At 60.2% G+C, this 12,298-nt stretch carries 12 protein-coding genes; 8 read left to right on the forward strand and 4 right to left on the reverse strand.

The genetic code is table 11. From position 1 onward, the window contains the following. Positions 1-15 precede the first annotated feature (15 nt). Positions 16-738, reverse strand: a complete 723-nt coding sequence (radC, locus tag MJQ68_RS12505; protein ID WP_238751455.1) for a RadC family protein — start codon at positions 736-738, stop codon at positions 16-18. Positions 739-805: 67 nt separating this feature from the next. Beyond that, complete coding sequence (locus tag MJQ68_RS12510; protein WP_238751456.1) at positions 806-1,231, reverse strand: NUDIX domain-containing protein; 426 nt, start codon at positions 1,229-1,231, stop codon at positions 806-808. 129 nt (positions 1,232-1,360) lie between these two features. Between MJQ68_RS12510 and MJQ68_RS12515 the strand changes: the two genes are divergently transcribed. The 7 genes from MJQ68_RS12515 (at position 1,361) to crcB (ending at position 6,510) form a co-directional block, all read left to right on the forward strand. Further along, positions 1,361-2,446 carry a PLP-dependent cysteine synthase family protein gene (locus MJQ68_RS12515; protein WP_238751457.1) on the forward strand — a complete coding sequence of 362 codons (1,086 nt, stop codon included), beginning with the start codon at positions 1,361-1,363 and terminating at the stop codon, positions 2,444-2,446. Positions 2,447-2,449: 3 nt separating this feature from the next. Next, positions 2,450-3,109 carry a sterol desaturase family protein gene (locus tag MJQ68_RS12520; RefSeq protein WP_238751458.1) on the forward strand — a complete coding sequence of 220 codons (660 nt, stop codon included), beginning with the start codon at positions 2,450-2,452 and terminating at the stop codon, positions 3,107-3,109. Between the two features lie 3 nt (positions 3,110-3,112). Beyond that, positions 3,113-3,436 (forward strand): MGMT family protein, encoded by a 324-nt coding sequence (locus MJQ68_RS12525; RefSeq protein WP_238751459.1) that lies wholly within the window; start codon positions 3,113-3,115, stop codon positions 3,434-3,436. Further along, positions 3,436-4,125, forward strand: a complete 690-nt coding sequence (tsaB, locus tag MJQ68_RS12530; RefSeq protein WP_238751460.1) for a tRNA (adenosine(37)-N6)-threonylcarbamoyltransferase complex dimerization subunit type 1 TsaB — start codon at positions 3,436-3,438, stop codon at positions 4,123-4,125. The genes MJQ68_RS12525 and tsaB overlap by 1 nt, the downstream gene beginning before the upstream one ends. Continuing rightward, complete coding sequence (locus tag MJQ68_RS12535) at positions 4,122-4,886, forward strand: tRNA pseudouridine synthase A (RefSeq protein WP_238751461.1); 765 nt, start codon at positions 4,122-4,124, stop codon at positions 4,884-4,886. The genes tsaB and MJQ68_RS12535 overlap by 4 nt, the downstream gene beginning before the upstream one ends. Positions 4,887-5,005: 119 nt before the next feature. Further along, a complete protein-coding gene (locus MJQ68_RS12540; RefSeq protein ID WP_238751462.1) occupies positions 5,006-6,139 on the forward strand; it encodes a glycosyltransferase family 4 protein in 1,134 nt (377 codons plus the stop codon). Further along, on the forward strand, positions 6,136-6,510 hold the full coding sequence (gene crcB, locus MJQ68_RS12545) for a fluoride efflux transporter CrcB (RefSeq protein ID WP_238751463.1): 375 nt from the start codon (positions 6,136-6,138) through the stop codon (positions 6,508-6,510). Before MJQ68_RS12540 ends, crcB begins: the two co-directional genes overlap by 4 nt. Here the strand turns inward: crcB and MJQ68_RS12550 are convergent. Together MJQ68_RS12550 and MJQ68_RS12555 are read right to left on the reverse strand one after the other, a co-directional pair. Beyond that, entirely contained in the window at positions 6,504-7,934 is a 1,431-nt protein-coding gene (locus MJQ68_RS12550) for an O-antigen ligase family protein (protein WP_238751464.1), read from the reverse strand. The two genes, crcB and MJQ68_RS12550, sit on opposite strands and share 7 nt — an antisense overlap. Further along, positions 7,931-9,046: a GumC domain-containing protein gene (locus MJQ68_RS12555; RefSeq protein ID WP_238751465.1), complete on the reverse strand. Its 1,116-nt coding sequence runs from the start codon at positions 9,044-9,046 to the stop codon at positions 7,931-7,933. Before MJQ68_RS12555 ends, MJQ68_RS12550 begins: the two co-directional genes overlap by 4 nt. A gap of 309 nt (positions 9,047-9,355) precedes the next feature. Between MJQ68_RS12555 and MJQ68_RS12560 the strand changes: the two genes are divergently transcribed. After that, positions 9,356-12,286, forward strand: a complete 2,931-nt coding sequence (locus tag MJQ68_RS12560; protein ID WP_238751466.1) for a SusC/RagA family TonB-linked outer membrane protein — start codon at positions 9,356-9,358, stop codon at positions 12,284-12,286. Positions 12,287-12,298: the final 12 nt, after the last annotated feature.

The following is a 12,298-nucleotide window of genomic DNA, read 5'->3' on the forward strand; positions in this document are numbered from 1 at the left end:
GTTTTCTCCCCGTAGTCATTCCGACCGCTCCAATAATTGGTGGTCGGCAAAGCTATAGTACGTCTGCCCGGCCAGGATGAGGTGGTCCAGCACGTGCATATCCAGATCGCGGGCGGCGCGGCTGAGTTTACGCGTTAGACGGATGTCCGCACTGCTGGGCTGCGTCTGTCCGCTGGGGTGGTTATGCGCCAGTACCAGGGAGGTCACGCTGCCGTGCTGTAGGGCGGTACGGAAAATCGTCTTGGCATCCGCTACCGTACCCGTAGTGCCCCCGCGGCTGATGAGGTGGGCGCCCAGTAGCTGATTGGCCCGGTTCAGGCACAGCAGGTGAAACTCTTCGTGGTAGAGATCACTCAGCAGCGGGCGTAGGTAGCGAAAGCAGCTCTCGCTGTTGGATAGGGTAGGGGCCGCGCGGGTAAGGGAGGCCTCCCGGCGGCGGCCCAACTCGAGGGCGGCGATCAGTTGCATGGCCTTCACCTTGCCGATACCGCTGATGCGGGTCAGGTCCTGCACTTCCCGGCGCGCCAGTTCGTGTAGGTCGTGGCCCGTGGATAGGAGCACCCGGCGGGCCAGGTCCAGGGCGGACGTGCCCTGGGTACCGTTGCGGATGAGGATAGCCAGTACTTCGGCGTCGGTCAGGGCACGGGGCCCCCGCGCCAAAAGCTTTTCACGGGGTTGTTCGTCTTCGGCCAGGTCGCAGATGCGTAGGGCTGCTGGCGGGTAGGGTGGCTTGGTCATGTTCCGCTAGGGGATACGGGACCGGAAGGGAAGACAATTTTTGCGGTGCCAAAGATAGGGTGCCCGGCTATTTCTCCATTTCCGAATACAGGCGGCCCTTGCCGTATTCACTCAGTACGTGGCGTACGGTCTGGGTCAGGTTGTCGGGTAGGGCGTCGTAGGGGTGCCAGGCTACGTTCTCGAACTTCTTGCGTTCGCGGCTGCGCAATTCGCCCTCGAAGTGGTGGGCCCGGAAGTACAGGACGATGCGGTGGGCCTTCTTGTAGCGTTTGTGCAGGATATGGACCAGGGTGAGATCGGCCCGAGTGAGCTCTACCCCCGCCTCCTCGTAGCTTTCACGGATGAGGGTCTCGGCGGCGTATTCCTTGCGTTCGATGGTGCCGCCGATCAGGCTGTAGTTTCCCCCATTGGGCTTGGTCTGCTTGAGCAGCAATATGCGGCCACGGTCTTCCAGGATGAGCCTGGCCTTGAGGGAGACCCGAAAATTTGCCATGCGAAATAAATTAGTATACTAGTGTAGGAGTGGCGCAAGATATGCATCCAACTCCCGGGGGGCTGCCCGCGTTAAGCGCGTAGCTAGTAACTTTGCCCCGAGCCCTTATTATAAATCTCACCTTACTCTATGCGCTACGACAGTGTCCTGCAAGCCATCGGCAATACCCCATTGATCCGTCTTGACCGGATATGCGGGACCCGCATTTCAGCCCCCGTATACGGTAAGATGGAATCGATGAATCCGGGACAGTCAGCCAAGGATCGCGCCGCCCTCTACATGATCGAGCAGGCCGAACGCAAGGGCCGCATCCAGGCCGGTGCTACCCTGATCGAGGCTACGAGCGGCAATACCGGGTTCAGCATCGCCATGATCGCAGCGATCAAGGGCTATAAGTGTATCCTTACCCTTACGGACAAGGCCGGCCCCGAGAAGCAGGCGCTGCTGAAGGCGCTGGGTGCCAAGATCGTGCTCTGCCCCAAGGATGCCGCCCCCGAAGACCCCGAGAGCTACTACAGCCGGGCGGAGGAGCTGGCCGGCACCATCCCCAATAGCTTTTACCTGCGTCAGAACTGGAACCTGGATAACAGCGGCGCCCACTACCACAGCACCGGACCCGAGATCTGGAAGGATACCGAAGGCAAGGTCACCCACTACGTCTGCTGCGCGGGCACGGGGGGTACGCTGTCCGGCACGGCCCGCTACCTGAAGGAGATGAACCCGGATATACAGGTCATCGGAGTAGACGCCTACGGCTCCGTACTCAAGAAGTACTGGCAGACGGGTGTTTTCGATGCCGACGAGATCTTTAGCTGGAAGGTCGAGGGGCTGGGTAAGACCATCATCCCGGACAATGTGGCCTTCGATCTGATCGATGAGTTTATCAAGGTCGGTGACCGGGCCGCAGCGCTGCGGGTCCGCGAACTGGCCCAGCGGGAAGGACTACTCCTCGGCTACAGCAGTGGAGCGGCCCTGGAGGCGGTGTTTAGCATCCGCAAGCAGCTCACGCCGGAGGATGTGGTCGTGGTGCTCTTCCCCGACCACGGTAGCAAGTACCTGGGTAAAGTGTTTAACGATGGTTGGATGCAGGAGCAGGGGTACCTGAAGCCAAATGGCGAGCCCGCGACCTACAGCGTGAAGCACCTGCAGCGTATGTACCGGGTGTACAAACGTATGTACGGTCGTAAGATTAAACAACGCCTTAATCTGGTCTAAGCTATGACGCGCACCCGAAAATACAAGTCGAACGCGGACGAGTCCCCCCCGATGTTTGAGAACAAGCTGCTCAACCGCCTGAGTCAGACCCATATAGCTACACCGATCGTAATCTTCTTCGTCTACGCCATCGGGCTGCTCTGGTATACCGAGACCCACACGGACATTCCAACCCTGATCGTCATCCTCGTTTTCCTGGCCGGTACGCTGGGCTTCACCTTTATGGAGTACGCGGTACACCGCTGGGTCTACCACCCACCCCACGGGGCCTCGGAGACCTATAAGCGGGCAACCTACAAGATGCACGGAATGCACCACGACTACCCCAAGGATAAGAAGCGGCTGGCGATGCCCCCCGTAGTAGCCATCGCACTGGCTACGGGTCTGTTGTTCTTCTTTGAGTTCCTGCTCGGTCAGTATGCCTTTGCGTACCTGGCGGGCTTCGTGGTCGGCTACGCCCTGTACCTGGTGGTCCACTATACGGTACACATGTACGCACCGCCGCGCAACTTCCTGCGGGCGCTCTGGGTCAACCACTCTATCCACCACTACAGCGAGGACGAGGTGCTCTTCGGCGTCTCTCAGCCCCTGTGGGATTATGTATTCGGCACTATGCCAAAGTCGGTCAAGGATAAGCAAATGGCCCGCGAGATCCACCGCTAGTCCTTGGCTGCCCAGTACATCGCAGACGTGCACGACGTAGCCCGCCTCATCCCCCGCGGCCGGGTGACTACCTACGGGAGCATCGCCGACTACCTTACCCTGGGCAGTGCCCGCATGGTTGGCTGGGCCATGTTTCAGTGCGTAACCGCCGACGATGTACCCGCCCACCGCGTCGTCAACCGCAAGGGGGAGCTCACCGGCCGCAACCACTTTCGTACGCCCACCCTGATGCAGGAACGGCTGGAGGCGGAAGGGGTACGGGTAGCAAACGATACCGTGCAGGACTTCGCCACCGTTTTCTGGTCACCCACCGAACTACTCGACTAATGGAATTGCTCCTGGAAACCGCTACGGAGGTATGCTCCGTAGCCGTAGCGCACGAAGGACGCATTCTGGCGGAGGTGGCCGCTGCTGAAGTGCAGCAGCACGCCAGTCACCTGACGCGCTTCATCACCCGGGCCCTTGCCGAGGCCGGCGTGACGATGGCCCAGCTCACCGAGGTCGTACTGAGTGACGGACCGGGAAGCTTCACTAGTCTGCGGGTAGGGGCAGCTACCGCCAAGGGACTTTGTATGGCCCTGCCCGGCCTGCACCTGTCGGTAGTGCCCACCCTGGCCGCACTCGCGCACGGCGTAGCGGATAGCGTGGGGGCGGATCACATCATGGCTACCCTCACCTCCCGGAGGGGCGAGGTGTACGGGCAGCTGTTCACCGCCGGGTCACCGCCCGTGCCACGCAGTGAGATCATGAACGTACGGCTTACCGACCCACAGTGGCGGGGCAAATTACTCGGAGGGGAAAGCTTCGGCAGGGTGGTGGTGTGCGGCCCGGGGCAGGCGCGCCTGCGGGCGGCACTGGATGAGGCGGACAACGCCTTTCGGTTCGCGGGGCCCGTGAGTTGCTCCGCCGGACTACTCCTTGCACCTGCGCGCCGCCGCCCGCCGGTCGCGTCGTACGAGCCGTTCTACCTGAACCCTCCCTTCGTGACGAAGTCGAAGAAACGTCCGCTGCTGTGAGCGATACACGGTACATGCTGGAGCTGGCCTACCGGGGCACGGCCTACGCCGGCTGGCAGCGACAACCCAACGCCCGCTCCGTAGAGGAAGTGATCGACACGGCGCTGGGCACCGTGCTGGGGCAGCCCATTAAGCTGGTCGGCTGTGGGCGCACGGACGCCGGGGTGCACGCCAGCAACTACGCCGCCCACTTCGACTACGGGGGGGCACTGCCGCCGCGCCTACTCGGTCGGCTCAACCGGTACCTGCCGGAGGACATCGCCCTGTACAGGCTGTATACGGTGCCCGGAGACGTACACGCACGCTTTTCCGCTACGGGGCGTACGTACGTATACCGCATCAGCTACGCCAAGGACCCCTTCCGGATCGATACGGTGGCCTGGCTGCCTAGCCTGCCGGACCTGGACCGCACGCTCATGCAACGGGCGGCAGACCTGCTGCTGGAGTACGGGGAGTTTGCGCCCTTCTGCAAGACGAACTCGGATGCCTACACGCTACGCTGTAGCCTGACGGAGAGCCGCTGGGAGTTTGGGGATACGGAGATGTACTACACGGTAACGGCGAATCGCTTCCTACGCGGTATGGTGCGCCTGATCGTGGGCATGTGCCTGCGGGTAGGTAGCGGCAGGCTGACGGTGGCGGACGTACGCAGGGCGCTGGATGAGCAGAAGCGCCTAGCCCAACCGTGGAGTGTGCCGGCTGGCGGACTTTACCTGACCCATGTGTCGTATGACCGAACAAGCTGGGAATTGAGTCCGTAATGCACACGGACCGGTATATCTTTGCGAAAATTAACCCGGGGGTAACGTATTTACAATAGCCCCGGGCGTAATTTTGTTAGTCTTAGCAGTGCCGACTTACTGTAGCCAACCTAGCGCGTATGTTTGAATTTATACTCAGCTTTTTAATTTCGTTTGCCCTAGTTTTTGCGATCATGCCCAACGTGATCCGCATTGCTATTGAGAAGAAGTTGGTGGCGCACCCTGAGGCCCGCAGCAGCCACGACATCATTACGCCCTGTCTGGGGGGCATCCCGATCTTCCTGGGCGTGCTCTTTTGCTCGCTCTTACTCACCCCGATGGGGCAGTGGGACAGCCTGCAGTACATCCTGTGCGCTCTGGTGATCGTGTTTATGATCGGGACCAAGGACGATATCACCGAGCTTTCGGCCGGCAAGAAGACGGCCGGTCTGATGATCGCCATCGCCATACTGGTCACCCGCGGGGAGGTACGCCTGGAGGGGCTCTACGATCTATTCTACGTATCCGGTGAGCTGCCCTACTGGCTATCCATTGCGTTCAGCGTGTTTACCCTGCTGGTCATCAGCAACGCCTTCAACCTGATCGACGGGATCGACGGCCTGGCCGGTACGATCGGTATCATCGCTATGCTGACCTTCGGCACCTGGTTCTTCGTAGTGGGTATGGCCCACCTGGGTATTCTGGCCTTGGCTACGGCAGGCGGGCTACTGGCCTTTCTGTACTACAACATTTCCAAGACGCAGAAGACCTTCATGGGGGATACCGGTGCCCTGGTGATCGGTACCCTGCTCGGCATCATGACCGTCGAATTCATCGACATCTGCTCCACCGGTGCCATTCCCGCCGTGTACCGCTTCGAGAACCCCATCAGCGTGGCGGTAGGTATCCTGATCATCCCCCTGTTCGATACCATTCGGGTGTTCGTCACGCGGGCGCTGCGCGGTGTGAGCCCCATGAAGCCCGATCGCCGGCACATACACCATCTGCTGATCGACTCAAACTTTAGCCACATCCAGGCCACCTTCATCCTGGCGCTGGTCAATCTGTTCTTCATCAGTCTGGCCCTGTTCCTGGATCCCGTACTGGATCTGCACCTGATTCTTGGTATCGAGATCGCCCTGGCGGTGGGCCTGACCTACTGGCTCAATGCCCACGCCGTGGTGATCAAGCGGGAGAAGCGCCGCCTGCAGGAGGCTGCCCTCGCCACCACTACCGCACCCGCCCGTAGCCGGCAGGTGAGCCAGCCCGTATGAACCTACTCTGGGTCTTCCTCGGGGGAGGGCTGGGGGCCGTGACCCGCTACGGGGTAGCCCTACTGCTGCCTGCTCCCTCCCTGCGGGAAGGGGGCTTTCCCTGGGGCACGTTCGGTGCTAACTTACTGGCCTGTATTCTGCTTGCGTTCGGTCTGGTACTGATGACCCGTGGCCAGCTCGGCCGCCCGGCACAGCTCTTCCTGCTTACCGGCTTCTGTGGCGGGTTTTCTACTTTTTCCACCTTCGCGGCGGAGGTTCTCGAATTGGCCCACGCCGGACAGTGGGCCGTAGCGGCCGTCTACTTACTCGTCAGCCTAGTTACGGGGATAGTCAGCTTGCTGGCCGTACTGTACTGGCTCACGGATTACTGAGGGGGTACATCCACCCTGCGGTAGGTGCCCATAGTAATGATGATGGCGGTGCTCAGGAAGAACAGCGAGCCGATCTTGTCCGTCTCCAGTACGTCATTGATAATACAGAAGGCTACTACAATCAGTACGGAGAGTAGCCCGGACATGACCGCCGCGCGGGCCGCCGGGTCGGACTGTCCGTGGTACAGCGACTCGCCGTATACACAGATGCCGCCCATGAAGAGCAGCAGGAAGAATAGCCCCGGGTAGCCCTGCTCCACCAGGGTCATGAGGTAGTAATTGTGGATCCCGCTCTTTTCCGGATTGTCACTTACGTAGGTCTCGAAGTTGTTGTTGGTGTAGCCCCGGTACAGCTCCACGAAGTTACCCGGCCCGAAACCGGTGAGGGGGCGGTAGGGAACCATGTTCCCCCCGGCTACCCAGCGGTAGAAACGCTCCATGGTGGAGATATCCTCCAGCTGATAGGTCGCCGAGATCAGGTCGTTGAATTGCTGATGGGAGATAGTAGTAGCGTAGTCCGGGGCGTAGTCCAGGTACTTGTCATTGTGGGTGAAGTAGACTGCCGTAGCCAGCGCACCCACCAGCCCGAGGGCCAGGGCGGGCCGGATGAACCGGTACCGGATGACGTAGAAGGCCGCCGCCGCACCCGCCAGGGCGACGTAGGCCGCGCGGGTAAAGGCCAGGCCGATGGCCAGCATCCATACCGTGCCCAGTCCGTACAGCAGCCACTTGTAGCTACGCCCCTCCCGTCGGCGCTGTACGATCAGGTAGCCCAGCCAGGGGGTGAAGGTGGCCATGCAACCCGCATAGCTCACGTGGTTGCGCATAAAGGGGTGCAGCGTACGAAACTGATCGGCAAAGCTGAAGCCATAGGTAGCGTGCCGCAGCAGCGACTGTACCGCCACGAACAGCAAGGGCCAGAAAATGCAGTGGGCAAATATGCGCACCCGTCGGGGCGTACGGAGCAACAGCAACGGCAGCAGGAAGAAGGCGCCTACATACCACAGCTTCGCTAGCGAAAACTTCAGGCTGATCACGCCAATCTCACTGAAGCCGCTGGCCACCAGGATCCACCCCACGTGTAGGTAGAGTAGCAGCGCGATGGGGTGCAGAAAGGCGCGGTGATCGTAGCTTGGCCAGTGCCGGGCCAGGTGCAGTATGAGCAGTCCGGTCAGGCCTACGGCCAGTGGCTCGGTGGGTAGGTCCGTCCCGATCCCTCCCGGCAGATACACTTCCGTACCCAGGGGGATCATGATCAGCAGCAGCCAGAAGAGGGGCTTGAAGTCCATCACGGCCTGTGCGGCCACCCAGAGCAGCAGCGGCAGGCCCGCCACCCAGTAGGCTCCGCTAGCGATCGCGACCGCCAGACTCAGCAGTACGGCAGCGGCGTAGCCCAGGTAGATCCGTAGCAGACCGGAGGTCATCGCGTGATGCTTGCCCAGTCGTAGCGCCGCCCGTTCTCCAGTAGCAGTACCCCGACCACGGCACACAGGAAGGTGACCACCGTAGCTACACTCACGATGAGCCAGCGGATGGGGGAGCTTTTGACCAGGGGGACCTGGGCCTCCTCGATGACCTCCAGCGTGCGGCGGTCTCCCGAGAGGATGGTCTGGTATTGTTTCAGGCGCAGGCGGTTCTCCGTGAGCGCCTCATTGGCCTGTAGGCGCTCCTCCTCCAGGTTTTCGATCTGGCTCACGCTGCCGTTGTACTTCACGAGCTGCTCGTCCAGGGAGTTGCGCGAGCGCTGTAGCCCGAGCAGATTGATGCTCAGTCGGTCGATGCTATCGCGCACGCCCCGCTCGCGGAAGGCGGACAGCCGGGCCTCGGTGATCGCTAGCTGCTGGTCGATCTGACTCGATAGTATGGATAGCGCTTCGCTCTGGGCCTCGGTATTGTACACCCCCGAATCCCGGCGCAGGGTAGACAGGCGCTCGTTCAGCTCGCTCAGCTGCTGCTCGCTGTGCTGTATCTCCACGGCGAGGCCATTGGCGTTGCGGCTATGCGTGGCCCGGATCAGGGCCAAATTTAGTGCGTCGATGCGCCGGCGGGCGGCGGTGGCCATGGCGGCGGCCCGCATCGGGTCGCGGTCCTCGACGCTCAGCTCTATGATATCGCGGGGGGAACGCTCCACGTCGTAAAAGCTCTGGAACTTCTGGGCCACCTTCACCGGCCCCTTTAGCGTCGTGCTGTCGATGCCATACGCCCGGTAGAGGTTAAAGCTGTCCACGATGAAGTGCACCACTTCATTGCTTTCCGCGATGCTCAGCAGGCGGTCTATATCGTCGCCCGTGCCGTAAAACTGCGTCCGGTTGCCCCCCGTACCGAAGGTGCTCTCGATGGAGACCTGCTCGGGGCTAATGGCTACGAAGGAGGTGAAGCCCGTGTAGTAGGCCGGTAGCAGCAGTGAAATGACGATAGCCAGTAGCGCGCCAGCCAGGGTAGTCAGCGCGATCGGTTTACGCCATTGCCAGAGGGTACGCAGCACCCCCAGCAGGTGAGTAGGAGGGTCGCGGCGGTCAGACGTGGTGTAGAGCATAAAAAGGAATCAGGCGCGCAAAGGTACAAAGGGGCCGGGGCCATCCCGACTACACAGGGTAGTTGGCGCGTCCGCCGGTGCGGAAGTAGATACGGTGAGTGCAGCATGTCGTTGCCTTTTGCCTACGCAAAACCGGCACGGATGCCTCCCTGAAGCGGACACCGCTATCGTAATCTTCTGTATTAGCGGTAATAATGCGTGAATAGATTTGTAAAATTCCACTATTGCGGTAGTTTTAACCGGTGGAAGGGCGAAATTTCGCTCTATCCTGCTGTTGCCTGGTATTATATTACACTAACTCCGTACGGTATGAAACGCATCTGCATCCCCTGGACTTTGCTGTTCGCTCTTTTACTACCCTGTACGTTACTGGCACAGTATCCCGTGACCGGTACGGTCAAGGATGCCACGGGTGAACCCCTCGTGGGTGTGTCCATCCTGGTGGTTGGCACCACCACTGGTGGAGTCACGGACTTCGACGGGAATTTCGAGGTAGAAGTGCCCGACGAGCGGAGTCAGTTGCGGTTGAGCTATACCGGCTTCGCTCCCCAGGTAGTGGAGGTGACACGCGATATCGGACCGCTACAGATCACCCTGGAAGAGGACGTGGCCAATTTGGAGCAGGTGGTCGTGACCGGACTGGCCAGTACGATCAAGCGATCCAATCTGGCCAATGCCGTATCCGTAGTAAGTGGGGAAGATCTCACCGGGGTCACTACCCAGCAGACGGTCGACGGTGCGCTGTACGGTAAGATGACCGGAGTGAACATCACCCAGACCAGCGGGGCACCGGGCGGTGGCTATGCGGTACGACTACGGGGCGTATCCTCACTTTCCGGTAACAACCAGCCGCTGTTCATCGTGGATGGCATCTATATTTCTAATGTAGAAATCCCCAGTGGATCGCGCTTTGCCTCAGGGGCCAATGCCGCCAACGAGGAGTCATCTTCCAATCGGGTAGCCGACCTGAACCCCGACGACATCGAAAGTATCGAGGTGCTCAAGGGAGCCTCGGCCGCGGCGATCTACGGTACGCGCGCGAACGCCGGCGTAGTCATCATCACCACCAAGAAGGGTACCTCCGGGCGCACTAAGGTGACCTTTAATCAGGACCTGGGCTTTAATACCATCATCCGCAAGGTCGGCCGGCGCACGTTCACTCCCGCCCAGGTGGAGGAAGAGTTCGGCGGCGAGAAGCCCGATCAGCAGGCCGCGGGCCGCCAGGCCCGGGCAGACTACGAAGCTGCTCTGGCACGCGGGGAAATATTCGACTACGAGGATATCATCTACGGCGAGCAGGGCTTTATCACCGATAGCCGGCTCAAGGTGAGCGGAGGTAGCGAAAAGACCAACTTCTTCGTCAGTGGCAGCTGGCGCGATGAAGACGGCATCATCAAGAACACCGGTTACGAACGCTTTACCCTCCGGGGCAATGTCACCCACCAGGTAAACGACCGGCTCAAGATCCAGTCCAATACCAGCTACGTGCGCTCCACCGCGTCGCGTTCCTTCAGCGGCAATGAAAACGAGGGCGGGCTATCCTATGGATATACCCTGGCCTTTACGCGGGACTACGTCAATCTATTCCCGGACGAGAACGGGATATATCCTGACAACCCGAACTTCTCGGGCAACCCGCTACAAACCCGTGACCAGACCCGCAACGAAGAGAACATCGACCGGATTCTCGAGGGAGTAAACATCAACTACCGTCTGCTGCAGACCAATCAGCAGTCCCTCAATCTGGTACTGAACGGCGGTCTTGACTTCATCCTGGGTAAGACCTTCGTTTACGTGCCGGAGACCTTCCAGTCGCAGCGCGGTCAGCAAAACGGCTTTCTCGCCGAAGGGAAGAACGATATATTCAACTACAACTACAGTGCCATCGCGGTATACGACTACTATACCGACGGGGGCATCAACTTCACGACGCAGGCCGGCATCACTTACCTCAACCAGTCGGCCGACAACCTGCTAGCCCAGACGACCCAGCTGATTCCCGTACAGACGAACCTGTCTCAGGGAGGTGCCCAGGCCATTTTCCAGACGCTGTCTGATGTGGAAGAATTCGGCTACCTCGTCCAGGAAGAGGTGAACGTCAACGATCGGGTCATCATGACGGCCGGCGTGCGCTTCGATAAGTCTTCCCTGAACGGCGATCCCAACAAGTTTTTTGCCTTCCCCCGCGCTTCGGTAGCCCTCAACCTGAGCGAGTTCGACTTCTGGCAGGACGGTGGCCCCGTCGATCAGTTCAAGCTGCGGCTCGCCTACGGACAGACCGGTAACAGTGCCACCTTCGGTCGCCTGTTTACCTCCCTGACCAACAACAGCGTAGGCGCCCGCTCCGGACTTACGGTAGTAGGTTCTCAGGGACGGGAAGACCTCGAGCCCGAAACGAGTAAGGAGCTTGAATTCGGTACCGACTTCGGACTGTTCGATAACAAGATCAATGTGACGGCTACCTACTACATCCGTGACGTGGATAATCTGCTGTATGACCGCTCCATTCCTACCTCTACCGGCTTCACCAGCGAGATCCGCAACGACCTGGACCTGCGCAACCGCGGCTTCGAACTACAGCTCGGTCTGACGCCCTTCCGTGGACCCGCCTTCGAGTACCGTACCAGCCTGAACTTCTGGCTGAACCGTAGCGAGATCACCCGTCTGGGCATCGAAGATGGCAGCGAGGGGGAGGACATACCCAGTTTCGTGCCCCCCGGGGTAGGGTTCGGACTCGGCCTGGGTACCTTCTACCTCAACGAAGGCTCACCCATTACCGGACTGTGGAACAACGTCGACGGGGTACCCACGCAGACCGGCAATACCGAACCCGACTTCCAGTTCGGCTGGAGCAATAACCTGACTATTCTTCAGAATCTGGACGTCAGCTTCCTCTTCCACTGGCGGCAGGGTAGCGACGTACTCAACCTCACCCGCTTGCTGACGGATCTGGGTAATACCACGCCCAGAGAATTTGACAATCTGGACGGTCTCATTGAAGACGGCTCCTACTTCCGGCTGCGCGAAGCGGGCATTACGTACCGCGTCCCCCTGAATAGTGAGGTGGTGCAAGGACTCCGCATCGGCGTATCCGGGCGCAACATATTCACCATCACGGATTACAGCAGCTACGATCCCGAAACCTCGGTCAAGGGGGGTAGTGGACTATCCACCAATCTGGAGGTAGCTCCCTTCCCGAGCAGTAAGCAGTTCTACCTCAACCTCGGTATCGACTTTTAGCCGGATCCTCCT

It is taken from the genome of Neolewinella maritima, from assembly GCF_923081025.1.
GTDB lineage: Bacteria > Bacteroidota > Bacteroidia > Chitinophagales > Saprospiraceae > Neolewinella > Neolewinella maritima.